This is a genomic window from Erythrobacter aurantius (genome assembly GCF_023823125.1).
GTDB lineage: Bacteria > Pseudomonadota > Alphaproteobacteria > Sphingomonadales > Sphingomonadaceae > Erythrobacter > Erythrobacter aurantius.
This window is the reverse complement of record NZ_CP090949.1, coordinates 943199-969308: the sequence shown is the minus strand read 5'-3', so window position 1 is coordinate 969308 and position 26110 is coordinate 943199. Positions and strand designations below refer to the sequence as shown.

Annotated in this window: 22 protein-coding genes; 12 read left to right on the top strand and 10 right to left on the bottom strand. The window is 61.0% G+C overall.

Features of this window, described 5'->3' with window-relative positions; genetic code table 11:
• Positions 1-167: 167 nt before the first annotated feature.
• The 5 genes from L1K66_RS04760 to L1K66_RS04740 all read left to right on the top strand — a co-directional run bounded on the left by L1K66_RS04760 (position 168) and on the right by L1K66_RS04740 (position 5871).
• Positions 168-1400 (top strand): toxic anion resistance protein, encoded by a 1233-nt coding sequence (locus L1K66_RS04760; RefSeq protein WP_407931975.1) that lies wholly within the window; start codon positions 168-170, stop codon positions 1398-1400.
• Positions 1400-2212, top strand: a complete 813-nt coding sequence (locus L1K66_RS04755; RefSeq protein ID WP_252259845.1) for a hypothetical protein — start codon at positions 1400-1402, stop codon at positions 2210-2212. The genes L1K66_RS04760 and L1K66_RS04755 overlap by 1 nt, the downstream gene beginning before the upstream one ends.
• Position 2213: 1 nt before the next feature.
• Positions 2214-2516 carry a polyhydroxyalkanoic acid system family protein gene (locus L1K66_RS04750; protein WP_252259844.1) on the top strand — a complete coding sequence of 101 codons (303 nt, stop codon included), beginning with the start codon at positions 2214-2216 and terminating at the stop codon, positions 2514-2516.
• A gap of 245 nt (positions 2517-2761) precedes the next feature.
• Positions 2762-3301: a biliverdin-producing heme oxygenase gene (locus L1K66_RS04745; protein WP_252259843.1), complete on the top strand. Its 540-nt coding sequence runs from the start codon at positions 2762-2764 to the stop codon at positions 3299-3301.
• Entirely contained in the window at positions 3292-5871 is a 2580-nt protein-coding gene (locus L1K66_RS04740) for an HWE histidine kinase domain-containing protein (RefSeq protein WP_252259842.1), read from the top strand. Before L1K66_RS04745 ends, L1K66_RS04740 begins: the two co-directional genes overlap by 10 nt.
• A gap of 3 nt (positions 5872-5874) precedes the next feature.
• Here L1K66_RS04740 and L1K66_RS04735 read toward each other — a convergent pair whose 3' ends face one another.
• Genes L1K66_RS04735 through L1K66_RS04725 form a run of 3 tightly spaced genes read right to left on the bottom strand, consistent with a single transcriptional unit; the run spans position 5875 to position 8505 of the window.
• Positions 5875-6699, bottom strand: coding sequence for a class I mannose-6-phosphate isomerase (locus L1K66_RS04735; protein ID WP_252259841.1), 825 nt, complete (start codon positions 6697-6699; stop codon positions 5875-5877).
• Entirely contained in the window at positions 6696-7730 is a 1035-nt protein-coding gene (locus L1K66_RS04730; protein WP_252259839.1) for a mannose-1-phosphate guanylyltransferase, read from the bottom strand. The genes L1K66_RS04735 and L1K66_RS04730 overlap by 4 nt, the downstream gene beginning before the upstream one ends.
• 52 nt (positions 7731-7782) lie before the next feature.
• Entirely contained in the window at positions 7783-8505 is a 723-nt protein-coding gene (locus tag L1K66_RS04725) for an energy transducer TonB (RefSeq protein WP_252259838.1), read from the bottom strand.
• A 94-nt stretch (positions 8506-8599) separates the two neighbouring features.
• On the opposite strand from L1K66_RS04725, the gene L1K66_RS04720 reads away from it, so the two are divergent.
• The gene (locus L1K66_RS04720; RefSeq protein WP_252259837.1) at positions 8600-11467 is read left to right on the top strand and encodes an ATP-binding protein; all 2868 of its coding nucleotides are present in this window, start codon (positions 8600-8602) and stop codon (positions 11465-11467) included.
• 72 nt (positions 11468-11539) lie between these two features.
• On the opposite strand, the gene L1K66_RS04715 is transcribed toward L1K66_RS04720, so the two are convergent.
• The 3 genes from L1K66_RS04715 to L1K66_RS04705 all read right to left on the bottom strand — a co-directional run bounded on the left by L1K66_RS04715 (position 11540) and on the right by L1K66_RS04705 (position 17594).
• On the bottom strand, positions 11540-14974 hold the full coding sequence (locus L1K66_RS04715; protein WP_252259836.1) for a TonB-dependent receptor: 3435 nt from the start codon (positions 14972-14974) through the stop codon (positions 11540-11542).
• Between the two features lie 319 nt (positions 14975-15293).
• Complete coding sequence (locus L1K66_RS04710) at positions 15294-16238, bottom strand: isopenicillin N synthase family dioxygenase (RefSeq protein ID WP_252259835.1); 945 nt, start codon at positions 16236-16238, stop codon at positions 15294-15296.
• A 90-nt stretch (positions 16239-16328) separates the two neighbouring features.
• A complete protein-coding gene (locus L1K66_RS04705; RefSeq protein ID WP_252259834.1) occupies positions 16329-17594 on the bottom strand; it encodes a NupC/NupG family nucleoside CNT transporter in 1266 nt (421 codons plus the stop codon).
• Positions 17595-17780: 186 nt separating this feature from the next.
• On the opposite strand from L1K66_RS04705, the gene L1K66_RS04700 reads away from it, so the two are divergent.
• The 5 genes from L1K66_RS04700 to L1K66_RS04680 all read left to right on the top strand — a co-directional run bounded on the left by L1K66_RS04700 (position 17781) and on the right by L1K66_RS04680 (position 21345).
• Positions 17781-18500 (top strand): queuosine precursor transporter, encoded by a 720-nt coding sequence (locus L1K66_RS04700; RefSeq protein WP_252259833.1) that lies wholly within the window; start codon positions 17781-17783, stop codon positions 18498-18500.
• A 333-nt stretch (positions 18501-18833) separates the two neighbouring features.
• Positions 18834-19469 carry a hypothetical protein gene (locus tag L1K66_RS04695; RefSeq protein ID WP_252259832.1) on the top strand — a complete coding sequence of 212 codons (636 nt, stop codon included), beginning with the start codon at positions 18834-18836 and terminating at the stop codon, positions 19467-19469.
• A 194-nt stretch (positions 19470-19663) separates the two neighbouring features.
• Positions 19664-20392 (top strand): ParB N-terminal domain-containing protein, encoded by a 729-nt coding sequence (locus tag L1K66_RS04690; RefSeq protein WP_252259831.1) that lies wholly within the window; start codon positions 19664-19666, stop codon positions 20390-20392.
• Positions 20393-20398: 6 nt separating this feature from the next.
• Positions 20399-20965: a DNA-methyltransferase gene (locus tag L1K66_RS04685; RefSeq protein WP_252259830.1), complete on the top strand. Its 567-nt coding sequence runs from the start codon at positions 20399-20401 to the stop codon at positions 20963-20965.
• Positions 20965-21345 (top strand): DUF5681 domain-containing protein, encoded by a 381-nt coding sequence (locus L1K66_RS04680; RefSeq protein ID WP_252259829.1) that lies wholly within the window; start codon positions 20965-20967, stop codon positions 21343-21345. Before L1K66_RS04685 ends, L1K66_RS04680 begins: the two co-directional genes overlap by 1 nt.
• A 42-nt stretch (positions 21346-21387) precedes the next feature.
• On the opposite strand, the gene L1K66_RS04675 is transcribed toward L1K66_RS04680, so the two are convergent.
• A complete protein-coding gene (locus L1K66_RS04675) occupies positions 21388-22002 on the bottom strand; it encodes a hypothetical protein (protein ID WP_252259828.1) in 615 nt (204 codons plus the stop codon).
• A complete protein-coding gene (locus L1K66_RS16535; protein ID WP_407932001.1) occupies positions 21996-22613 on the bottom strand; it encodes an Nmad2 family putative nucleotide modification protein in 618 nt (205 codons plus the stop codon). Before L1K66_RS16535 ends, L1K66_RS04675 begins: the two co-directional genes overlap by 7 nt.
• Before the next feature lie 176 nt (positions 22614-22789).
• Here L1K66_RS16535 and L1K66_RS04670 point away from each other — a divergent pair, with 176 nt between their 5' ends.
• Entirely contained in the window at positions 22790-24064 is a 1275-nt protein-coding gene (locus tag L1K66_RS04670) for an MvaI/BcnI family restriction endonuclease (RefSeq protein ID WP_252259827.1), read from the top strand.
• On the opposite strand, the gene L1K66_RS04665 is transcribed toward L1K66_RS04670, so the two are convergent.
• On the bottom strand, positions 24034-24513 hold the full coding sequence (locus L1K66_RS04665) for a very short patch repair endonuclease (RefSeq protein ID WP_256471487.1): 480 nt from the start codon (positions 24511-24513) through the stop codon (positions 24034-24036). The genes L1K66_RS04670 and L1K66_RS04665 overlap by 31 nt on opposite strands.
• Positions 24510-25763, bottom strand: coding sequence for a DNA (cytosine-5-)-methyltransferase (gene dcm / locus L1K66_RS04660; RefSeq protein ID WP_330221255.1), 1254 nt, complete (start codon positions 25761-25763; stop codon positions 24510-24512). The genes L1K66_RS04665 and dcm overlap by 4 nt, the downstream gene beginning before the upstream one ends.
• Positions 25764-26110: the final 347 nt, after the last annotated feature.

The following is a 26110-nucleotide window of genomic DNA, read 5'->3' as shown; positions in this document are numbered from 1 at the left end:
CAGACAAGGGAAAGCTGGGCCGACAGCGGCCGAAAATGCGCGTTGGCGTGGCAGCGGGAAACGCGCTAGTTTCGATCCGGCTTGAAACGCGTGTTTTAGATTACTAATACACTATCAGATACGAGTTCGGCCCGAGGCAGGGCCGGATCAGGGAGCACAAACGCCGCATGAGCACCGAAATGACGCCCGAAAAGAACATCGCCACCGCGACCAAGACCGCGACGGATTTCACGCTGACCCCGCCCGATCCGGTGCCGGTGGTTGCCGCGGAAAAGGCGGCAGGGCTGGTGCCCGTGTCGGACGAACAGAAATCGAAGCTCGATGTGAAGGTCGATGCCTTTGTCGCCGATCTGGTTTCGGTGGATGCCAACTCGCCCGCCTTCGGCGAAAAGGTCGATCAGATCACCCGTATGGGCCAGGAACAGATCCGCGCCGCTGCGGGCCATTCGAACCGCTTCCTTGATCGGCCGGTGCGCGCGATGGATGCCGATAGCAGCGTCGGCAGCGATCTGGCGGAATTGCGCCGGACGGTCGAAGACCTCGATCCGGGCCGCAAGGGCAAGCTGCTGTCGCCGCGCAAGCTGTTCGGCATCATCCCCTTCGGCAACCGGCTGAAGAACTATTTCGACAGCTACACCAGCGCGCAGGGCCACATTCAGGCGATTCTGGCCCGGCTCGAAAGCGGCAAGAAGGAACTGCATCTCGACAATGCCGCGATCGACACCGAACGCGCCAAGCTGTGGGAAGCGATGGGTGAACTGGAGCAGATGATCCACATCGCCAAAGCTCTGGATGCCAAGCTGGAAGCCAAGGCGCTGGAACTTGACGCCAGCGATCCCGAAAAGGCCAAGGCTTTGCGCGAATCCGCGCTGTTCTATGTCCGCCAGCGCACGCAGGACTTGCTGACGCAGATGGCAGTCAGCGTGCAGGGCTATCTCGCGCTTGATCTGGTAAAGAAGAACAACGTCGAACTGGTGAAGGGCGTGGACCGCGCCAGCACCACCACCGTGGGCGCGCTGCGCACGGCGGTGACGGTGGCACAGGCGATGACCAACCAGAAACTGGTGCTGCAGCAGATCACATCGCTCAATCAGACCACCAGCGACATCATCGATTCGACCAGCACGCTGCTGCGCGAACAGACCGCACAGATTCACGAACAGGCCGCTTCCAGCACCATCCCGCTGGAAACGTTGCAGCGCGCTTTCCAGAACATCTACGACACGATGGACGAGGTCGACGATTTCAAGGTGCGCGCGCTCGCCAGCATGAAGCAGACCGTCAACGTGCTGTCGGATGAGGTCGAAAAGTCGAAAGGCTATATCGCCCGCGCCGAAGGGCAGGCTCAGGCTCAGGCCAAGGTCGCTTCGGAACCGTCCCTGCTCGCGCTGGATAGCTGATGACCGATTCCACCCGCGAATCCGATCAGATCCTGCGCGCGGCGAAACAATCGCTAGTCACGCAGCGTGACGAAGGCGGCACGCATCGCCCGGGCCGGGGCAGCATCGGCAAGGGCTCTGCCGCGGCCAAGCGCAAGGTATGGATCAACCGTGCCAAGTATTTCGCGGGTGCGATCGTCACGATCCTTGTCAGCGCATCGGTTGCCGGTATCGTGCTCGACGGGATCGGCTTTACCGGGGTGATGATGGTCGCCCTTGCCGTGATGGCGGCGGCCTTCCTCTTCACCAATTACCCCAAGGTGAAGGTGCCCAAACGCGGCGAACTGAAACAGGGCAACCCGCAGCAGATGGTTGCGCGGACCGAATTGTGGCTGGAATCGCAGCGCAGCGCGCTCCCGCCCCCCGCCGCCGCGATTGTCGATCAGCTGGGTGTGCAGCTGGATGCGCTTGGCCTGCAATTGCAGACCATCGATGCCGCGCATCCGGCCATGGGCGAAGTGCGCGAGCTGGTGGGAGAATACATCCCCGAAACCATCGACAATTACCGGAAAGTTCCCGCGCATCTGCGCAAGGAAGAACACGCGGGCAAAACCGCTGACGAGCGCCTGACCGAAAGCCTCACCAAGCTTTCGAGCGAGGTAGACCGGGTCACGCGCCGCCTCGCCGAAGGGGCGCTGGACGATCTCGCGGTGAAATCACGCTATCTCGATTACCGTTACGGCGGTGACGAACTGATTGCGGATATGCGCGAGGAAGGTTCGGGCGTGCCCCTGCCCGATTTCGCCACGGAAAAGCAGAAGGCGGAACGATAGGATGCGCGTCTCACTCCCCCATTCGCTCGGCAAGGAAGAAGTGCGCGCACGGATGCACAAGCACGGGCATGAAATCGCCAATTACTTCCCGCCCGGCATGGCCACGGTCGAAAACAGCTGGCCGCATGAAGACCGGATGGACCTAGTCATCACCGCCGCGGGACAGCGGATCGGGGGCGGGATCGACATCGCCGAAGACAGCGTTCTGATCGAGATGGACTTGCCGGCCATGCTCGGTTTTCTCAGCGGGACGCTGGAACGGGCAGTGAAAAAGCACGGCGGACGGCTGCTCGAAAAAAGCTGATCCGCAGGCCCTTTTCGGCAACCTTCATATAAATCAGTGCCTTGGGGGATTTTCTCCAATCCGTGGCAATGCGCAATGCATTTGCCAAGCGCTGCCCCGTATGTCATTCTGTCTGGACAGTTTGGCTGACCACCTTGATTGACGCTTCTGCTGACGAAGCAGCCGGTCGCCTGGTTCTTGGCCATGCGCATTTCTTGGCGCGAGGCATGCATATGACGGCTCCAGCCGTGAATTTGAGATACCGGTTGCGTGAGGCAACAGCGCGGGCGCACGATGTGCTCGACGATGCCATGCGCGCCGCATCCGGCTGGGAAACACCCGCCGACTATGTCCGCTTCCTGCAGCTTCAGCACGCGGCGCGGGTTCCGGTAGAGGCGTGGCTCGATCGCCATGCTCCAGCTGATCTCAATCCCCCCCACATGACCTCGCTGATCGCACAAGACCTTCGGGCCATGAACGCGAATCCGCCCTGCGCAGGCCAGGTGTTTTCATCACCATTGCAAGATCGCGATGCCGTGCTGGGCGTTGCATGGGCACTGGCCGGTTCGGCACTGGGCAATCGCTCCATCCTCAAGGAGGTGCGGCGCACAGCCGGCACGGGAACGGGTTTGCCGGTCGCGTTCCTTGGCGATTCCGAAATGATCGCCTTCTGGGGTCGCTTGCGTCGCCGGATCGAGGGTAAAGGAGGCGACGAGCAACTCGCCAATGCCAGCGCAGGGGCGGCCGCGGTATTCGATCATTTCCTTGCCACAGCCATGCAAGCGGAGGCTGTGCCATGCAGCTGAACCCCAAACCCGCGCAGCAGACCGAATGCGATAGGGAGGCAATCCATCACATTGCCGCGATCCAGCACTTTGGCGGGCTTATCGCGCTTACGGCTGACTGGCTGATCGCACACCGATCGCTGAATTGCGGGGAATTGCTCGGCTTGCCTGAATTGCCGCAAACCGGATCGCCCCTGTCCTCGCATTTCCTGCCGCGCGCGATGGAAGCGCTCAAACAGGCGGTGGAAGACATGCGCGGCCCGGACGATGCCCAGCGGATGTTCGGCATCCGCCTTGTCGCCGGAGGGCCGCTGCTGGACTGCGCGGTGCACCAGTCGGGCACTATGGCGGTGATCGAATTCGAACCTCATGCAATCGCCGACTATGCCGATCACCTTGCCTTGATCGGCCCGGCGCTGCGCCAGCTTGAACCGATCCGCGAACCGCAGGAATTGTTCGAGACGGCGGCGCGGCTGGTGCGCCAGATGCTCGGCTATGACCGGGTGATGGTCTATCGTTTTCACGCGGACGAAAGCGGGGAAGTCGTGGCGGAGGAACGCCGCGACGACCTGACACCCTATCTTGGGCTGCGCTACCCGCGTGCCGACATTCCCCAGCAAGCGCGCGAATTGTTCGTCCGCAACCGCTTTCGTGTGATCGCGGACATGGACGCGGACGCCGTCCCCATCGAACCGGCCATTAGCGTCGATGGCGCGCCGCTCGACCTTTCGATGAGCATGTTGCGCGCCCATTCGCAGATGCACCTTCAATACATGCGCAACATGGGCGTGGGTGCATCGCTGGCAATCGCGATCGTGCGGCACGGGAAGCTGTGGGGCATGATTTCGTGCCACCACATGACCCCGCGCCTGCCCGCCTTCTCGCTCAGGACGGTGTGCGAGACTTTCAGCCAGATGTTCTCGATGATGCTCGACCGGATGCTGATCGAGCGATCCGATCTGCTGCGCGCGCGCGGGCGGCAATTGCACGATCAGCTGATGCTCAAGCTCGCGGGCGGCACTTCGCTCGCCCACAGCGTGCCGATGCTGGAAGAGATGCTGGCCGACCTGATCCCGCATGACGGCGTTTCGGTGCTGATGAACGGGGAATATCGCGCACAAGGGGCGGCCCCGGACAAGGCCCAGTTTTCCCGGCTCGCCCCGGCTCTCGCCACGGCTCCGCCCAGCGCGCTGATGGCGGTCAATGCACTTGCCGATCACCTTCCCGAAGCCGCCGAATTCGCGGACAAGGCAGCGGGTGCACTGGTTTTACCGATCTCCCGCAACCAGCGCGATTTCGTGATCCTGTGGCGCAAACCGCTGACGACGACAGTGACGTGGGCCGGCAATCCGGCAAAAGCCGTCGCACCGTCAGGTGAAAGGCTCGAACCGCGCAGCAGCTTTGCCGCCTGGGCAGAAACGGTCGAAGGCAGCAGCGAGGACTGGTCCGCCGACGAACTGATCATTGCCGAAGGCTTGCGCGTTACCCTGCTCGAAGTCGTGCTGAGGATGAGCGACGAAGTCGCCAAGGAACGCAAGCGTGCCGAGGAACAGCAGGATCTGCTGATCGCAGAGCTGAACCACAGGGTTCGCAACATCCTCAACCTGATCCGCAGCCTCGTCTCGCAATCGCAGGATGAAACGCTCAGCGTCGCGCAATTCGCCCAGCTCATCGGCGGACGCATCGCCGCACTGGCGAGCGCGCATGACAACATCACGCGCAAGAACTGGTCCCCTGCCCCGCTGTCGCTTTTGTTCGAAACCGAACTGGCCGCTTATGTGAGCGAAAAGCGCGACCGGTTCGTCTTCGATGGCGAGGACGTGCTGATCCGGCCCGAAGCCTACACGGTGCTGGCGCTGGTGGTGCACGAGCTGGTGACCAATTCGGCCAAATACGGCGCGCTGTGCGACAGCCGCGGACGGCTTGAAATCCATGTCGAGCGCACGCCCACGGGCGACCTTGGCATCAGCTGGCGCGAAAGCGGCGGCCCGCCGGTGCGGCAACCATCGCGGCGCGGCTTTGGCTCTACCATCATCGAACGATCGATCCCGTTCGAGCTGAAAGGCGAGGCAGATTTGCGCTTCAAGCTGTCGGGACTTGAAGCCGATTTTGTCATTCCCAAACGCTTCTTCGAAAAGAACGCGGTGAGCGAGGCAAGCAGCGCCGAAAAGGCCGCATCGGCAGCCAATGACGACGATCGCGGCCCCGCAGGCACACGCACTGTGGCGGGGGCGGCGGCGCGGCCCCGGCATGTTCTGGTGGTCGAAGACAGCATGATCATCGCGCTCGACACCGAGGAAAACCTCAAACGGCTTGGTGTAAAGACGGTGCATGTCGAGAGCAGCGTGTTCGGTGCATTGAGCGCGATTGATCAGCGCAGGCCCGATTTTGCCATCGTCGATTTCAACCTCGGGAGCGAATCCTCGGCCCCTGTCGCGCGCGAGCTGGCCAATCGCCGCATCCCCTTCGTGCTAGCCACAGGCTATGCCGAGGTGAGCGACAAGCTGGCCGAATTCGGAGCCTCGGCCCTGATCCGCAAACCCTACGGCCGGGACGAGATCGAAGCGATCCTTGATCAGCAATTCGGTTAGATTCTAGCCCTGATTGGGCCGCGTAAGGATCGTCACACCGGCGTTCGCAAAATCAATTGCGGCGATCTCATCAGCGTAGAGGCATTGCCCCGGCCCCGCCTTGATCCCGTTTGCGCTGATGCTGCCACTCAGCGGCAGGGCAAGCAGGGGCTGCGCATAGCGATTGGCGAGCAACCGTCCGGGCCGCCCTTCGATCCGGTCCATCCGGAAGTGCGCGGCGTCGATGAGCGTCCGCCCACGTTCTGCCACGGAACTGCGATGGCAAAGCGGATAGGGCGCAGGATCGAGCACCGCCAGCGCCCGTTCCAGATGCAGCTCGCGCGGGCGCCCATAGTCGTACAGGCGGAAGGTGGAGTCGCTCGCCTGCTGGATTTCAAGCAGGGACAGACCCGGTCCGATGGCATGAACCGTCCCGGCAGGCAGGAAAAATACGTCACCAGCGCTAGCCTCGTGCCATTTCAGCAGGCCTTCAATCGATCCGTCCAGCGCCGCCGCGCGGACCGTTTCGATTGGCACTTCGCGTTCGAACCCGATGGCGAGCCTTGCGCCGGGTTCCGCATCGAGCACCAGCCAGCATTCTTCCTTGCCATCCTCTCCTGGCAATGCCGCCGCATCGCTGGGATGCACCTGCACCGACAGCTTTTCGCTCGGAAAGAGGTATTTCGCCAGCAGACCCGGCATTTCGGGGGGAGGTTCGAACCAGATTTCGCCGATCCGTCGTCCGGCAGGGGTCGCGAACGGTGCGGGCAACACGTCACGGCCCCACACCTTTTCAACCATGCGGGTGTTCAGCAGCCGTGTCGGCAATGGGCGCGGGGCGAGGCTCATTGTTCGCTCGCTCCCTTGAGACGGCCAACGAGTTGCGCACCATCGCGGGTGGTCACAAGCACCTCGTCACCGGACACGACAATGCACAGATCGCTCACGCCAATCGCGGAGATGCGCGGCCCGTCTGTCACCGCGAGCACGTTGTCGCATTGCACCAGCTCCGCCGGGCCACGCACGGCATTACCTGCCCCGTCCTGCTCAAGCGCATCATGCAGCGCGGCAAAATTGCCGATGTCCGACCAGCCCATGTCGGCGGGTACCATCGCGGCACGATCGGTGTGTTCCATGATCGCGTAGTCGATCGATTCCCCGGCAATCGCCGCGAAGTGATCGGGATCGGGGTGAAAGCGCGTGCCTTGCGTCGTACCGTTGGCCACCGCCGCAACAAGGCTTTGCGCCATCGCCGGTCGGTGCCTTGTAAGCTCATCTTGCAAGGCTCCCGCGCGGAATGCGAATATCCCTCCGTTCCAGCTGTATTCTCCGCTGGCGAGATAGGCCTCTGCGCGGGCGCGATCAGGCTTTTCGACGAATTGCGCGATGGCGTATCCGCCCGCGAGCGGCTCGCCCCTGCGAATATAGCCATAGCCGGTTTCGGGGCGATCGGCGGCGATGCCGAAAGCGACGAGATGATCCTGCGCGGCCAGTTCTGCAGCAGCCAGCGCGGCTGCACGGAACGCGTCTGCATCGGCAATGTGATGGTCGCTGGGACACACCAGCATGATTGCGTCGCGATCGAGCAACGCCGCCGCCAGGGCAATCGCCGGAGCGGTGTTGCGGGCGCAGGGTTCAACGATCAGACGGTGAGCCGCGCCATGCAGCTGCGTTTCGATCAGATCGGCGTGTTCGGCCCCGGCAACAATCACCGGTTCGCCAAACCGGGCATCGCCAGCCACCCGCGCAACCGCCTGTTCGAACAGGGTTTGCGCCCCCGTCAGCGGCAGGAAAGGCTTGGGCAATTGCTTGCGGCTAAGCGGCCACAGCCGGGTGCCGCTGCCCCCGCACAGGATCACAGGATGGATTTGGCTCTGCATGACCATGGCAGACCTTTACCCCCCGAACTGTGTAAATCCCGTGAAGACCGAACTAACGCTCCCGAAAATCAACGCGGTAACCATAGCGCGCTTCGACAGGATCACCGGCACGGTTGCGCGCCGGGTTGAACCGGATTTTCTCGATCACCAGCGGGCAGACAAGCGCGGTGCTTTCGGCATCCGCGGTGCTTTGCGTGACCGAACAATCACGCGCACGGCCATCCTTGGTGACGGTGAAGAACACGGTGACGGATGTGCCGAAGCGCGCCGCGCGCCCGCCTTCAGGCACGGGGAAGTCGCGGCGCACATCAAGGCTGCCGGATCGCACGGTGGGGCGCACCGCGACGCCATTGCCTTGCCCGCCGCCCTGATTGCCGCTGCCCGTGCCCAGCCCGTCACCCTGCGCGCCCGTGCCGTCGCCAGATTCGCGGGCGCCCGATCGGTCCGCCGTGCCGGTGGAAGAGGCTTCGGGCCGGGGTTCGGGCTTGCGCTCAATCGGGGTGCGCGGCGCTGTCACCGGCTGCGGCACGGCCTCCTCACCCGGATTCCCTTGCGCACCTTCATCGGGTTCGGGCGGAGTTTCCGGCTCGTCAGGCGTGGTGACGGTCACGGTAAAGACCGCCGCGACTTCGCGCTCCACACTCGCGGTGAATTCGGGCGCGAGCAGCCGCGACAGGCCGTACAGCGCGACCACGTGGAACACAGCAATCGCCAGCAGAAGCGGCCAGCTCAGCCGCTTCGGTTTTCCCTGATAGCCGTGTTGAGGGGTGCTCATCCCGATTGTGCCACCTTAGCGTCCAGCCCTCCTCGCCGCAGCGCAGACGCGTCCGCGGCGTGGCCTGCTTATACCACCAATCGGGACAAACGCGATGGACCCCGCGCACGAAGGAGCAAGAAAGATCAACACCTTCGCCTTCCCCATCCCCCTTGCCCCGGTTGACCTGCGCAGTCTCGGCATCGCGCTGCTGACGGGTTTCGGCTTCTTTGTCCTTGGCATTGTCTGCCTCGCCCTGTCGCGTTTCGATGCTGTGCTGGCGAGCGTGTGGCTGCCCAATGCCATGACGGTTGCAGTCCTGCTGCTGGCTCGACCACGCAGCGAAGTGCCCCTTTATGCCTGCATCGCACTGGCAAGCCTTAGCGCACAGGCCCATGCCGGTTTCGCCCCGCTGCAATCGCTGTTCCTGACGGCAGCGAACCTGATCGACATCGCGCTGATCACCCGGCTGACCCGCAAGGGATGCGGCGAACGACCCGCGATGACCGATCTCGGCCATCTGGGTTGTTTTCTGCTCTATGGTGGGGTCATCGGCCCGGTTGTTTCTGCAACCGTTGCCGCATTCGGCATGGCCGGGTCAGTCCCCGATGCCATCGCCGGGGCGGCCGCCTGGTTCCTGGCTGACAGCATGGGAATGATCCTGATCGTACCCGCCGTGCTGCTGATCGCAGAGGCAGTTCGTGTGCGGGACAGTTCGAACGCAGCCGAAACCCTGGAGCACGGCGCGCTGATGCTGGGGGGCATGATCGCGGTGATGATCGCGTTCAGCCAGAGCGCCTATCCGCTGATGTTCGTCATCCCGCCGATTACGCTGCTGGTGGCGTTCCGGTTGGGAGGATTGGGGACGGCGCTCTATGTTCCCGGCACAGCAATCCTTGCCAGTTGGATGACCTTTTCGGGAAACGGCCCCATTGCCGGCAATGCCGGAACGGACATTGGCAAGATGTTCGTGATGCAGGCTTTCATCGCCGCAAATTTCCTTACCGGTCTGCCGATTGCGGCAATCCTCGCCGGACGCGATCGCATGACGGCAGAACTGGTTCGCGGGCGGCGCGAGTTGAGCCTGCTGGCGGAAAACGTGACCGACGCGGTTCTGCGGATCAACCGGCGCGGCATTTGCACCTATGCCTCCCCTTCGGTGCGGGAGGTTCTGGCGCGCGAGCCCGGTGACCTGATCAACCGTCCGCTTTTTGAAACCACGCATGACAATGCAGGATTGCGCTTTGCCGAAGTGGTCGATCGGCTGTTACGCGGAGACATCGACAAGGAGCGGATCAGCTACCGCCGGGACTGCGATGCCGGCGATGGGCGGCCTGTCTATATCGAAGCCGATTGCGCCATCGCGATCGATTCCGAAACCGGGATGCGCAGCGGCATCGTCATTTCGGCACGCGACATCTCTGCGCGGGTGGAGCTCGAACAGCTGCTAACCCGTGCACGGCGCAAGGCCGAGGATGCTGCCAGCGCCAAGAGCGAATTCCTTGCCAATATGAGCCACGAGATTCGCACCCCGATGAACGGCGTATTGGGCTTTGCCGACCTCTTGCTGCAAGGCGATCTATCCGATCAGGAACGCCGCCACGCTCAAATGATCGCCCAATCGGGCCGTTCGATGATGATGTTGCTGAATGACATTCTCGACCTGTCGAAGATTGAGGCGGGTCAGGTGGCGATCGACAAGGGGCCGGTCGATCTCTTCGCCACGATAGCGGATTGCACGGCGCTCCACGCCCCCGCAGCGGCGCAAAAGGGGTTGTCGCTTTCGTTTCACAAGGCTCAGGAAGACGGATCGGAAAAGCACCGCTGGATCGTGACTGACGGCCTGAGGCTGCGCCAGATCATGCTCAACCTGATCGGCAATGCGGTGAAATTCACGCCGAGCGGTTCGGTCGATATCCGATGCCGACTGGTCGATGGCGAAGTCCTGATCGAAATTGCCGATACCGGGATCGGGATCGACGCAGCCAGTGTCGATGCCATCTTCTCTCCCTTCACCCAGGGCGAAGCAGACACGGCGCGGCGTTTTGGCGGGACTGGTCTGGGGCTGAGCATCAGCCGTCAGCTCGCCGAATTGCTGGGCGGGCGTATCGCGGTCGAGAGCGCGCCTGGTGAAGGATCTGTCTTCACTGTCTTCCTGCCTGCTTCGCTCGCCGAGCCTGACACACTCGAACCTTCCACACTGCCGCCAGCCCCCGCCACGGCCATGCCTGATGCAGCGCGAGTCCTGCTGGTCGAGGATAACGAGGTGAACCGGGTGCTCGGCTTGGAGATGCTGGAGCGCTGCGGACAAACCGTGGAGGTCGCGCACGACGGGCATGAAGCCATCGCCATGGTGATGGACGGCATGATGCGCGGCAAGCCTTTTGATCTGGTGTTGATGGACGTGCAGATGCCCGTCTGCGATGGCTATGCCGCTACGCGGACCATCCGTGCCGAGGGCATCGGTGCGGGCGTGCTGCCAATCATCGCGCTGACAGCCAACGCTTTCCCCGAAGATATCGCCTATGCGCGGGAAGCCGGTATGCAGGGCCATCTGGCAAAGCCGTTGGCATTTGCTGATCTCGCGCGTGTACTCCAACGCTGGTTGCCGACGCGCATTGTCGATGCGGGTGTAGCGGTTAGTGAAGCCGCGCCCCCTGCGCAGCACCATACGCCAAAGCTGCAACGCCAATGGGAAAACCGCCGTCAGGAGACTATCCGTGCCGTGCGCCGTGCGTTGGACAGCGGGGCGCTTGAGCGGGAGTGCCCGGTGACCGATACGGGCGAGGAGCTGGCGCGGCTGGTTCATCGTCTGGCTGGGACAGCCGCGGTTTTCGGTGAAGCCGAGCTTGGCGATCAGGCCGCCGCGCTGGAACGTGCGATCCGGCAGAACATGTCGGCCCATTTGCGCAAGACACTGGCCCGCGATCTGCTCGATCTGGCGGATGACAGAGCGCAGTTGATGGGGGTTGCAGGGCGTTGAAACAACCCTGAAACGCAAACGGCGGGACCCGAAGGCCCCGCCGCGCGTGTCTGGTCGTAAGTTGGCTACGAATTAGAATTCGTAACGAGCGCCAACCTGAATGCGCCATGCGGACGGGCCGATGCGCAGGTCGTTCTGATCATCCGGGTTGAAGCCCGTGATGATGTAACGGCCCTGCGAATCCACACCACCGTCGACGAGATCGGTGAAATCGCCGCGTGCGCGCAGAACGTTCCAGCTGCTGTCGAGCAGGTTGAGGAAGTTCTGGAAGTCAGCAAACAGCGTGATGCGATCGTCAGTGATCCCGGTCAGCTTGCCGATGAACGGCAGTTCCTGGCTGAAGCGCAGGTCGAGATCGAAGTGCCAATCGTTGCGGCAGGTGTTGCGCGCGATCGATTCGCCCAGTTCGAAGTCGCACTGGCCGCCCACTTCGCTGGTGGCGAGGTAGTTGAGCAGCGAGGCAACCGCTGCCGGATCCGAGCTCGGCGAAACGTTCGGATCGTTCGGGCCGCTCGGGATGTAGAGCAGCGCGTTGTCCGAACCCGACGAGCTGTCGTTGAAGACGCCGCCGCCGTCGAAGGTCAGGCTGTAAGGCAGACCCGAACGCGCCCGGAAGAAGAAGCCGATGTTGGTGTCATACCCATCGAAGAATTCTTCACGGAAGTTCACTGCAGCGGTGAAGTTGTGGCGAGTTTCGAAGTTCGAAGTCGACACAGCCGGGTTCTGACGATCGAAGGCCGCGGTCACGTCATAGGACGAGGTTGCGGTCGACGAACCGTTGTTGCGGTTGTTCTCCGAGTCGGTGAAGGCGTAACCGAAGTTGACGCGGACCGAACCGCCATCGGTGAGCAGGCCACCCTGGAAGTTCTTCGACAGGATGATCGAGGCAACGTGGCTTTCGTAGCTCGGGCCGTTGGTCAGCTGGATTTCATCGTCACGACCGATGCGGTTGAAGCAGATCGGGGTAACGTTGTTCCACACCGGCGGCGTGCCGCCCGAGTAGGAGAGCGTAGCGTTACAACCGGCTGCGTCAGGATCCGTCGGGTCGATTGCAGCGTAGATCGGACGCCCGTCCACGGTGAAGCCGTTGAGGCCGCGCGTGATGTTCGGGGTCTGAGCCAGATCGACGAAGTTCAGCGTGTCGTTGAACCGCGAGTAGATGTAATCGAGGTTCAGGCGCCAGTTGCTGAAGAAGCCGGTTTCTGCGCCGAAGTCGGTCGAGAAACCGATGTTCGCACGCACCACGGTCGGCACGTCGAATTCGGGATCGGTCGACTGGGTGTCCGACAGGCCTGCAGCGGCCTGAGCCGAACCGGCTGCGATCGCGCACTGCGGGAAGCCGGCGAAGCTGCCGCCCTGCAGGACGTTGAACGAACCGTCCGGGTTGGTGAACCCGGCGCAATCCGAACGGAAGGTGGTGCCTTCACCGGTCGAGAAACCGTTGTTCGAGAATGCGTTCGAGAAATACACCACCGGGTCGCCGCCCGAGAAGATGCCGACACCACCGGTCAGACGGCTGTTCGAGAAGAAGCCGTCATTGTTGAATTCGTAGGTCGCCGAGAGACGCGGCAGCAGCACCGTGTCGAGACGAGCAAACGAATTGGCATTGGTGAAGCCATAACGATTGGTGAAGGTCGGGTTCGTGCGCGGTGCACCGCCATCATACAGCTGGACGCGGATACCGGCGTTGATCGACAGCTGGTCGGTCGCCTGCCATTCGTCCTGTGCGTAGAACGAATAGATCGTGCGGCTGAACAGCGCAGCAGCTTCGTTGATATCGCCGCTCGGCGTGGCGTTGATCGTACCGCCACCGAGGCTTCCTGCAGCGAGGTTGTCGGCGATGTCGCCGAACACGCTGGAGGTGGAACCGCTGGCAACCAGACCGTTCTCGAAGTCGGTCAGGTTACGGAAGAACAGCGTACCGGTCGCGTTGATGGCGAACAGGTTGAAGACTTCCAGATCGTTGATTTCGGTACCGAACTTGAGGAAGTGACCGCCACCGGCGTCCACATTCATCTGGAAACGGACCTGATCGATCTTCGTATCGAGCTGGTTGGCCGAACGGAAGATGCCCGGGCCGGTCGACAGAATGCCGTTCTGGGTGGTCTGGCCGGCAACCGGCGGAACGCCGACAACGAGACGCACGGCCGGGTTGTCCGACTGTGCTTCGCCGAAACCGACGGGGCCCTGAACGTCGCCGACTTCGGCGCGGCTCACGCGCAGTTCGGTCGAAATCGTGTCGCTCCAGTCGGAGTACAGACGAACCGAGTAATAGTCGGAGATCGTGCCTTCGTCTTCGAACGAGTTCAGACCGGTCAGTTCCTGGGCACCGGTGTCGCTTTCGACATTGGTTTCCTCAAGACGCTGATAGGTTGCTTCGAGACGGTGGTTGTCGTTGATGATTGCGTCGATACGACCGAAGTAACGGATCGAAGCTTCAGCCAGCGTGGTCGGGTAACCGCCCACGTCCTGACCATAGACATCGCGCGCGATGCGGGCGAATTCGTCGAACTGTGCCTGGGTTACGAAGTTTGCTTCGTTGGCGAAACCGCCGCCGGCCGGGCCGAATTCGTTGCCGTCACCCAGATCGGTTTCTTCGTAACCGACCGAGAAGAACAGGCGATCAGGGATGATCGGGCCGGTCAGGGTTGCACCCCAACGCTTTTCCTGGCTGCCCTGAAGCGGACGACCTTCGATTTCGTCAGCCAGCAGGCCGCCGTCGAAGTAGGTGATGAAGGCCGAACCGCTGAAGCGGTTGCCACCAGCCTTGGTCACGACGTTGACGAGACAGCCGGTGAATTCCGAATATTCGACATCGAACGGTGCGAATTCGACCGAAACCTGATCGACCACATCGAACGGCAGCGGCAGCGCGTTACGCGCGGCGAACGGAGTGCCGTTCAGGCCGAAGGTGTCAGCCTGGACGATGCCGTCGACGGTGAAGGTGTTCGAACGGTCGTTGCCGCCAAGGCAGGAGATACGATCAACATCGTTCTGGTTGTCGAGAGCGACGCGCGGGTCGATGCGGATGATGTCGCGAATGTCGCGGGTGATCGACGGGAAAGATTCGAGCGTCTGCGTGTCGAAGGCGGTGCCCGGACCAACTGCAACCTGAGTCACGCGAGCACGAGCGCCGGTAACGATGATGGTGTTGGCGGCGCCTTCGGTCAGGGCGAAGGTGAAGCCGGTGTTGCCCGAGATGCTGGTGAAGACGTCTTCGACGGTCTGGCCTTCGAACCCGTCAGCGGTCACCGTCACGGTGTAGGGGCCACCCGGCGGGAGCGACTGGACGCGGAAGCTGCCGTCTGCGCTGGTGGTCGCGGTACGGGTCTGCGCGGTGCGTTCGTCGGTGATGGTTACGGTCGCGCCGGTCAGCGGGTTGCCGTTGGCATCGGTCACCTGACCTTCGACGCCCGAAGTAATCTGCTGTGCGTAGGCAGGCGTTGCGATGGTGGCTGCGGCGGAGAGGCTTACTACGCTCGCTGCCAGAAGATACTTTATTTTCATATGAGGGTGCCCCTGATCACGGTGGAGAGAAGTGATGTGATGCGCGCGTCCCTAAGCGGGTTGCACTGCACAAAAGCGACGGTTTTGTGACAATTCTGTGAAACCTGCCGAGACGCAACGGGCCGCTAGATTCATCCACAGGGCTTTGCACCCGAAAACTGGCGGAATTCCGCCGTAAACTGGGCCTGTGTTGCATCTGCGCAACGAAGCGGGCTTTTTTTGGCGGGCTCAAACGCCCCCTCGACAGGGCGTTTTTGCCACGGGACCGACTGAATTTGACCGATTTGTGACGGTGATTCGCTACCGCCCAGACCTGCAATCAGGCGAGATTGATCTCGCGCAGGCGCTGCTGGAGGAAGTCGTGAGCGCTGATCGGTTCGGGCACGTCTCCCGCGCCTTGTGTGATGCAGCACTCCAGCGGCTCGATCAGGTAGTCGGGCCGGAAATGCAGGAAGAACGGCATCGAGTAGCGAGAACGCTGCGCCCCGGCACCACGCGGATTGACGACGCGATGAGTGGTCGAGCGGAGCCTGCCCGCCGTTAGCCGTTCAAGCATGTCGCCGACATTGATCACCAGCGCCCCCTTGGGCACGTCGATCGCGCACCATTCGCCCTGCTTGGTCAGCAGTTCGAGGCCCGCTTCCTCTGCTCCCAGCAACAGGGTGATGGTGTTGATGTCGCCATGCGCGGCGGCACGGATCGCGCCTTCGGGCGCATCCGGGCCAAGCGGCGGATAATGCAGCAGGCGCATGACCGAATTGCCGTCCTCGACTGTCGGCGCGAAGAAATCGCGATCCAGTCCAAGATGCAGCGCGATCGCTTCCAACACGCGACCGCCGGCGGTTTCGAATGCCGCGAAAAGGGTGCTGAAGGTGTCCTTGAACCCTTCGACCTCGTCCGGCCAGACGTTCGGGGCCATGTATTCGGCGAGCGGATGTCCTTCGGGCAGCGAGCGGGCGACGTGCCAGAATTCCTTGAGATCGAAGATCTCGGCATCCTTGGCCTTTTCGGTGCCGAACGGGGTGTAGCCACGCGCACCGCCCGCGCCGGGTTTGTGATAGGCGCGCTTCACATCTTCGGGCAGCGCGAAGAAGGCCTTGGATGTCGCTTCGGCCCGGTCGATCAGTTCTTGCGGGATCCCATGATCGCGGATCACGGCAAAGCCGTATTCGGCAAAGCTGCGCCCCAGCTTGTCGGCAATGTCTTCGAGCGGCTGGGCGAGGGATACGGTGGCGATGCCATCAGCGGATTGAATGTCTGTCATGAGGTTCATTTATAGGCTCGCGCGTTGGAGTGCCAAGGGATTGTGCCCTTGCCCCTTCACGCAGGTTGGAGGATCAGTAATTGATGCGCGTCAAAACGGCAGGAAAAGGCTCGCCAGCGCTGCGCTCATAAGATTGGCGAGACTGCCCGCCGCCAGCGCCTTCAGCCCCAGCCGCGCGATCACGGGTCGCTGATTGGGGGCAAGCCCGCCGGTGACGGCCATCTGGATGGCGATGGACGAGAAATTGGCAAAACCGCACAGCGCAAAAGTCAGGATTGAACGGCTCCGTTCGGTCAGCCCTTCGACCGCGCCCAGTTCGATGAAGGCGACGAATTCGTTGAGCACGATCTTGGTTCCGAACAAACCGCCCGCGATCTGCGCCTGGTTCCAATCGGAAATGCCGATCAGGAACATCACCGGAGCAAATACATAGCCGAGCAATTGCTGGAACGTGACGTCCGGATAGCCGACCCAGCCGCCGATGCCCCCCAGAATACCGTTGGCAAGCGCCACCAGCGCAACGAACACCATGACCATCGCGCCGACAGCCACGGCCAGCTTCACGCCCGTCTGGGTGCCTTGAGCTGCGGCCTCGATAATGTTCGCTGGATGCGCGCCGTCCTCGAATGTTTCGGAAACGGTCACGTCCTCCATCAGCTTGTCATGTTCGGCGGCTTCCTCAGGATCGTCCGGCATGATGATCTTTGCCATCAGGATGCCGCCGGGCGCCGACATGAAAGCGGCTGCCAGCAAGTAAGGCACGGCCTCGTCACCAAGGAAGGCGGCGTAAGCGGCCAGGATCGTCCCCGCCACGCCCGCCATGCCCACGCACATCAGCGTGAACAGGCGCGAAGGCGGCAGCGCGGCGAGATAGGGCCGCACAACCAGCGGGCTTTCCGACTGGCCGACAAAGATATTGGCCGCACTGCCCAGCGCCTCGACCTTGCTGATCCCCGTGATCCAGCCGATCGCGCCGCCCAGCCACCGCACCAGCCGCTGCATCACGCCCAGATAATAGAGTATCGAAACCAGCGCGGCGAAGAACACGATCACGGGCAGGGCTGCGATCAGGAAGGTGTTGGCGAAGGGGTTTGTGCCCATCGGGCCGAACAGTGTCTCGATCCCCTGCACCGAATAACCCAGCAGCGCGATCACGCCGTCAGACAGGAACTTGATCACCTGAACGCCGAAATCGGTCCGCAGCACCAGCACGGCCATCAAAGCCTGCAAGGCAAAGGCTGCGCCGACGACGCGCAGCTTGATGTTCCTCTTTCCCGAGGAAAGCAGAAAAGCGATGCCAAGGATTGCGACGATGCCGAGCAGGCTGAACAGGATGGAGGTTATGTTGTGTCTCACCGCAGAAAAGGCGGTGCCCCTTCAAGAATATGCCATTGTGATCCCGCACGCCGCCCCCGCAGCGACGCTGTATCAGCGCCCATCTAGCGCGCTGGCGCGCTCCACCGCAAGCCGATGTTCGCATGCATGGTGAAACTGCGATGCATCCGGCTTTTCTTTTGCAGGGCGCTCGCTTACCGATTGGACATGAACGACACCGCGAAACCGCAAGAAACGACCGGCCCCAATGCGGCGGCCGCGCTGGCCACGCCCACGGGGCTGTTTGTCTACATCATCCTTTACGGAGGGATGACGGTGCTCGCCGGGGTCGTCGCGTTCAAGCAGGTCCAATTGTGGCCCAGCAACCTTGCGGTGGAAGCGGGCATTTTTCCGTTCCTGCTGCTGGTGGTGATCACCAGCACCATTGCCCAGCTTTACGGGCAAAGGCTGGCTAACCGGCTGATCTGGATCGGTTTCCTGCCCTTGGCGCTTTCGGCGGCGTTAATCTATCTCGTCCTGTCGCTTCCCGCTTCGCCCGAGATGCTGGAATTCCGCGCCACCGATCTTGCCGCATTCGAGACGGTGCTGGGTCAGACCCCGCGCATCCTGATGGCGGGGCCTGCCGCCTACATCACGTCGTTGCTGCTCAACGTCTGGATCTTTTCGAAGCTGCGAGGCAGCGGCGAAGCCACCACCGTCGGCCTGATGATCCGCGGCGCAATCGCATCGGCTCTCAGCCAGGCGGTGGATTCGATCATTTTCGTGACGCTCGCTTTCTACGGCGAATTCGACATCACCAATCTTTTGATCGGGCAGGTGCTGGCCAAGGTCACGCTCAGCTTCGTGCTGGTGCCGTTCCTGATCACCTTCGGCGTCAAGGCCGCCGAATGGCTTGATTCCCGCGAGGCTTCGTCGGCGAAGGCCTGAACAGCCTATTGCCGGTACGCCGCACGCACACAGCCCGATGGCGGCAAAGCCGCTGAGGCAAATCATCGGGCAGGATAGGGATTGGTGCGCGACGCAGTCCGAAGCGAACCGCTCTCTTGTGCAAATTCCCTGTTTTGGCCCCGTTTGCAGGGAAATTCCTGTTTTTCGCATATTCCGGCGCTCAGAGACGCAGTCCAGCCCGCGGAATTCCGCCGTTTCGCGAGAAGTTTCCCTAAAACCAATATCAGGGAAAATTCTGCGCCAAGCAGGGAATTTCGAAGGGCCTTGCAGGGACTTGTCCCATTCAACCGATAGGTGCTGTAGAGCCTTCGGATGGGCAAGACAGATCAGCTGACATACTCGCGCGGACAGGTGGAGATCGCGATCTGGCGCGCCTTCAGTCAGGCACCCGCGCAGACCCCGATCAAACAGACCTTCGCCGGAAGAATCAGAAAGCTGGTCGACCTCGACCGCGCCCAGCCGGAAGTTCCAAATGGCCAGCGCTACGCATTTCACTCGGTGCCGCCACCAGGGAAGGGAGCCGAGGTCCGCTTCACGCTCGCGGACGCCTTTTGTCTTTCGATCGGACTTGACCTTCTTGACCTCGGATTCAAGCAGTCTGAGGTCGTGTTTCTGCTGCGGCATATCCGTGCGCAGCTCGAAGCCAGGCTCGGCAAGATACTGGCTGATCCACCCATCCTGCGTTCCACCACCAACGGTCCCGACAAGCGGGTGTTTATGCTACTCCGCAAGGTCGAGCTCGGTGAGGTACTTCCTGAGAAGGAAGGCAGTGCAGGCTCAGTGTTCCTGACCCCCGACTTCTGCCGCGGCGATGCAATCGAGAATGCGATCGGCACTTTAGGGTACAATGACCGCTCGCGCGTCATCATCGAGCTGGCGGAGATGGCCGTACTGCTTGAACAGAACCTCCTATCCGCACCCGAACGGCACCGGGGCCGAGCAGGATAAGTATTGCAACACCGATTGGTGTTCCTTATTTTCAAGCCGTGGGCAGGTCCTCCGACCCGTCGACAATCTAGCAAAGGAAAAGACCTTGAAACGATTGTTGATGAAGGAGACGACGTGCGTCCAAACTCAAAGTAGCGAGCGCAATCTCGCCAGATGAGCTGCCGCTCGAGATCGAGTATCTGAAACCAGACCAGGTGAAGCCTTACACCGGCAATGCAAAGCGCCACCCTGAAAAACAGATCCGTGAGATCGCCGACAGCATCGCGCGCAACGGGTTCACAAACCCGGTGCTTATCGATGCTGATGGTGTGATCATCGCAGGTCACGGCCGTTATGCCGCGGCGTTGCAACTCGGCCTTTCCGAAATCCCATGTATCCGGCTGATCCGGCTCACGCCAGCGCAGGTGCGTGCCTATCGCTTTGCCGACAACAAGCTCGCCGAGAAGGCCGTCTGGGATGAAGAGATCCTGAGGATCGAGATCGAGGCGCTCCAGATCGAAGGGGTCGAACTCGAGGACACGGGCTTCGACACGGTGGAAATCGACATCCTGTTCGAGAACCAGAAGGGTGAACCATCCGACCCTGCCGAAGACGCACAACCAGATGATGGTCCCGCGGTCACCGTAGCCGGTGACCTCTGGATTCTGGGGGATCACCGACTGATCTGCGCGGATGCAACCGATCCGAGCTCATTCAAGATCCTGATGGACGGCGAGAAGGCGAGGATGGCGATCACTGATCCGCCCTACAACGTTCCGATCCAGGGGCATGTAAGCGGCCTAGGCGAAGTGCAGCACCGCGAGTTCGCGAAGGCGTCGGGCGAAATGAGCGCCGAGCAGTTCACCGAGTTCCTTGGCAAGGTGTTCAAGCTCATGGCGGCGCATAGCCTTGATGGTTCGATCCATTACGCCTTCATGGACTAGCGGCACATGCGCGAGATACTCGATGCTGGTGAAATGGCCTACGACGAGCTCAAGAACGTCATCACGTGGGTGAAGGACAATGGCGGGATGGGCGCGTTCTATCGCTCACGGCACGAGCTGTGTTTCGTGTTCAAGAGCGGCACCGCATCGCACCAGAACACCTTCGGCCTAGGAGCGGGTGGCCGCTACCGGACCAACGTCTGGGAATACCGCGGTGCCAACACCTTTCATGCGGGCCGCATGGACGAGCTTGCCCTGCATCCCACGGTGAAGCCGGCAGCCATGATCGCCGACGCCATCATGGATGTATCCAGTCGCGGCGATATTGTGGTCGATCCGTTTTGCGGGTCGGGAACGGTACTGGTCGGGGCCGAACGGACCGCCAGGCGCGCCAGAGCGATCGAGATCGACCCGATCTACTGCGATCGCTCGATAAGGCGCTGGCAGGCTTATGCCCATTGCGATGCGGTCCACGCCGAAAGCGGCCTGACCTTCGCTGAGATGGCCGAACGACGAAGCAGCGAGACTGAACCGCGGGCACTGGCCGTCTCCGATCCCAAGGAGGTGTCCTGATGCCCAAGGATGACTATGAGGTCGGCTACGGCAAGCCGCCTAAACACACTCGATTCAAGAAGGGCCAGTCCGGCAATCCCAAAGGTCGGAAGAAGGGCTCCAAGAATTACAAGACGATTATTGCGAAGGTTTTCGCAGAGCCGATCACCATCACGGTTAATGGTGAACGCAGGACCGTGAGCAGCAGCGAAGCGCTTTCACGGGTTCTTATAACCAAGGGACTGAAGGGAAACATCCAGGCTTTGCGCGATTGCCATAAGCTGCAGTTGGTTGTCGAAAATGACCTAGAAGCTGCCGAAGTGCGCGAAGTCGACCTGCAGAAGGTGGCAGCGCGGGCCCGAAAGCTGATGGGTGCCAAGGACGAAAAGAAGCTGGAGTGATGGCGCTGGGGGCTGCGGTGCCGATTGTGCGGTCCCGCGGACTCAGCGCGCAAATTTCTCTGCACGTTGAATGTGCTGCAGGAGGGTTTGGTCGCTGGCCTGCATGGGATCGCCATTCGGATGATCAGCCCCCCAAAGTATGCCCGTCAGGCGCACATAGCGCATGAAATGGCGCTCGGTTCGAACCGCAACGAGGGGGCGATCCATATGGCCCCAAGCGCATGCAGAGATCAGTATGGCCTCTCGACCGTCGGAGGCCCGAACAGCCACCTTGCCGAAGTGTTGGCCCAAAAGCTTGAGAACAACCCACTCAGCCCGTAGCACTTCGACCGCGCGATGTGGATTTTTGCGAGGGAGGTCTTCCTCGGTATCGCCGAACATACTGGCGATGGGCCAGCCCTCTCCGAGGGTTGTATGTGCGTCAGTCCAGAACACGGCCCCGCCCAGGCACAAGGTTTCGAGCAATTGACTGGGCGGCCTTTTGCCGGAGTGAACCAGATCGACGATTGTATCGCCAGCTTGCCTAGCGTCTTCATCAACCACTTGGCCCGCCATTTCGTAAAGTAAGTCGCGATCAATCTCGGGCTGTTCCAACCGGTTGGAACGCTGCCTTTCCAGTTCGTTTCGAAACTCTGATGGCGAAACCATGGTCAACAACGCGGCCCCGCACCTGCCCTCAATGTTCGTGATGGCTCAGCCCTCGAAGAGCACCCTTTGCCTTGGAGACCCGTTGCAACCGGCAAGCCGGCGTCGTTGTGGTCGAGCCACGCCTCGAGAGCGATCCAGACAGCGCGAGGGATCTCTCGCAGAGGTTCCGTGCGCCTTGCGTTCATCGGAACATGCAAACCGAAGTACTCCGGAAGCTCAGGTCCATCATCGCCGAAATGCCACGCCTTCCCGCAGATTAACGTGTTTCTGCCACTCAGATCGGTCTCCATATTGGCGCAGTCGTGGCTCGAATTGGGAACTTGGATAGTTGTTCCGTTTTCAGACCGATAGATGTTGTCTGGAGTGTTCGAGTGCCCCGGTTGTTTCGTTTTGAAGCGCGGGTCTTCCCAGTAGTCTTCAAGCGCCATCACTTCTGCGACAAGACCAGCCCAGCGCAGCGAATTTGGCCGGCTGGAGAGAGCCGATCCATTGAAGCCAAGAAGTAAGTCACCCGGTTGACCCTTGCGACGCACACGGGGCTTGCAGATTGCAAGTGTCACGGCGCCCCCATCGTAATTGGGCGCACTGCCACGGTCAGTACTCATGACGTAGCTACACACGCGCAATGCTTTTCTCCAAGCTTGTCTCACGGACCTTAAGACACCCACGACACTAGCGACTAATGGTAAATCTTTCGCATCGCCTGTCTCGGAGATATTGATGCGGGATGGATGGCATAAGCACTCTGTCGGAGCTCAGGAATCTATTCGCTGACCATGGCGTAAGAACGGCCTGGGTGAAGAAACTCAGCGCTCGGCAGGATAATGAGAAGAACCAGATCTATCTCGGAGGCGGCCTCGACGGCGTTACCAACATATTCCCGGCGACAATCCATGCGCGCTCGCCAAGCGAGAGCGTAGCCAAGCGCGCGGCAAGTCCCGGCCGACCTAAGCTTGAGGCTCAGATTGACTTGGCGTGGCTGGATCCTGCTGGCGGGCGCTGCCCGGCTCCCCGAACCCGCATCATAGATTACTTCCAGTATCCGGAGGCACGGCTCTCGGGATTTCTTGCCGGTTGCGTCAGACCACCGGACGCATTGCGCCGAGAACGACAGGCGCTTTACGGCCAGCGGTGGCTGATTCTGGGAACTGCAAGCGACGGCCAGGTGGTTGGCCTCGTCCTGACCGAACGCGACGATCCACTAGCATCGCATTTCCCCGATTTGCCAGTGGTCGATACAGGCGGCGTACTAAGACCGCTCGTCATTGATGCTGAAGACCCTGAATTGTCGCCTCGTGAACTGCTTCGAAGCGAAATTTCGGTAATTGTTCGTGGCGGTTGGCATGCCTCGCGTATTCAGAAGGCCGATGGCATCCATCCTTTCAAAGGAGCGCAGGGCGGGGGCTACACGCTCGAGGCGCTGTTGGGAGTTGTGGCAAATGGAAACAAGGCTCCCGACCGTCACGGCTTCGAGATCAAGTCGTTCAGTGGGAGCCGGATCAGTCTGGTGACACCTACACCGGACTATGGGTACCAGGGCGAGCACACCTTCAGAGAATTTATGGAACGCCACGGCCGCCCGGGAAGGAAACCTGACGGCTCGCTGCGATTTGTGGGGATCCATCGGGCTGGCAAGCTCTCTGCCGCGACGGGCCTCGTAATGCGGGTAAAAGGTTACGATGCGGAAGCCGACGAATTCGCGTCGCCAGACCAGATCGGTGTCGAACTGGTCGATCCAGAAACAGATGACATCGCGGCGGGCTGGTCACTGGAGAAACTCGCGAACTGCTGGAACGCCAAGCACGCCAATGCGCTCTACATCAAGGCCGAAAGGCGGGAAACTGAGGCACAATACGAGTACCGCTACGCAGAGGATTTCGTCACGGGTTCAGGGACAGATGTCTGGAAGTTGCTTCGGGCAATTGCGCGTGGCCTGGTTTTCTATGACCCTGCTGACACAGTTTATGCTGATGGCCGCGCCAAGGTTCGATCTCAGTGGCGGATAAACGCATTACAGTTGCCTGAGGCAATGGCAGCTCTCTATTCCCCATCGCGCGCCGAGAAGGTCTGAACTCCGCCAAGGCTAACGAATGCCACATCGCTCTCGAGGAAATATGCAAGCGACTTGATTATCTGGTCAGGATTCTTGCGACCGCGACCCTTGAGTTGGCATTCCCAGACTTCGGCGAGCCTCCAGCCATCAGCAAGCAGGGCCTCGCGATTCCGCGCGTCGCGCTCAATATTGGCTATGATCTTGTCGCGCCAGAAAGCGGTTCTGGTGCCTGGCCAACGAAAGAGTGGGCATTGATGACCGTGCCAGAAGCACCCGCGAACCTCGATCACTGCCTTTAATCTTGGTAGTACAAGGTCAGGCTTGCCGGGAAGTTCCTTGGCGTGCAGTCGGAAACGATAACCCATGCGATGGAGTCCAGAACGGACGATCATTTCGGGCTTTGTATTGCGCCCCTTGATCGACGCCATCATTCGGTGACGCGTAGCGGGATCTACGATGTCGGTCACAGCAAAAGTGCGGACTCCACCACATCGCCCTGCTCGATTGATTGGCTATTCTCAGTCTTTCCGAGCGCTCGAAACAATGCAGGCTTCATTGTCCGGGCAATCGCCTCGACCACCGGAACGACCACGGCGTTGCCGAACTGACGATAGGCCTGAGTGTCGGAGACCGGGATCAGCCACTCGCGCCCATCGCGCTCGAACCCCATCAAACGTGCACATTCGACTGGTGTGAGGCGACGCGGTCGTGTGTCCTTTTGCGAGATCAGGATCTCCGAACCATCCTTGTGATAGCGCGCCGACAGGGTGCGTGCGACATCGTCTGGACTATGGGCTGTGTAGCCGAAGCCGTTGCCGGCTTTCTCGTGCTTCTTCCGGTACGCCTGTAGGTAATCCCATAGCTTCGGCGAAAGCGTGTATTTTGCGTCGACCTCGTTGTGTGACTGAAGAATGGCGCCAAGAGTTGGCCAGTCCTTCTCAGGCGGCAGTTCACTGTCAAAGTCATCGAAGCTGAAACCGACGTCCTCACGGAATCCAACGATGAAGATGCGCTGGCGCTTTTGTGGCACGAAGGGAGCCGAGCTTATGATCCGGAAATCAATATTATATCCGAGATCCTCGGTCAGCGTCCGGCGAATGACCTCGAAAGTCCGCCCGCGATCGTGGCTCTGCAGGTTCTTGACGTTCTCGAGCAGAAAAGCTGCGGGTCGATGATGCGCGATAATGCGAGCGATCTCGAAGAACAGATTGCCCTGATCTTCGCACGCGAAGCCGTGGGCCCGCCCCAGCGAATTTTTCTTGGACACTCCAGCAAGCGAGAACGGCTGGCAGGGAAAGCCGGCTAGCAAGACATCAAAAGCCGGAATTCGCGACGGATCCTCGCCGTAAGGACGAATGTCGCCCGCAAAGACGTGATCATCACCATCTGGAAAATTGTGCAGATAGGTCTTCTGCGAAAAGCGGTCCCACTCGCTGGTAAAGACGCATTTCCCACCGATTGCCTCGAACCCCAGTCGCATTCCGCCAATACCGGCGAACAGGTCGATGAAGCGGAAAGCCTCATTGCCAGCAGATTCCCTGCGGCGAGCGGCCGCAAGTTCGCTTACCTTCTCGCGTACCAGTTTGGGAATGTCACAGTCGCCGGCCAGATACCGCTTTACCTGTCGCGGCGACACCCCGAGCGCTGATGACGCAGTATCTGGATCGAGCCCTGCCTTGTTGAGGTCGTTAGAGAAGAAGAAGGGTTCGTTCGCCATCCGGGCTGGCTCCAGCTGCTGGGTAAGGTAATGACCAACTGGCACGAAGATTCCCGGGAAGCAAGCTTTGTTCCTTGTTTGTTTCGCCTAGGTCCACAGCTGCTGATTGCAGCCGAGTCTTCAGCGGCCGTGCAGTATGCTCAGCAAGAGAAAGTCGAAAGGAGAAGTTCCGGCGCCTTGCCAGATTTCAAGCAGGCCAGACCCCTGCTTGGCGCCTTGGGTTGTGCGCGACTTCTCTGGCGATATTATCCTATTTCCGACACTGAGTATTTTCCAAATCCGAAACAGACAGTTAGTACTTGGTGACTAGAGCGGCTCGCACATTCGACGTCTGCTGGGTGGAAGGG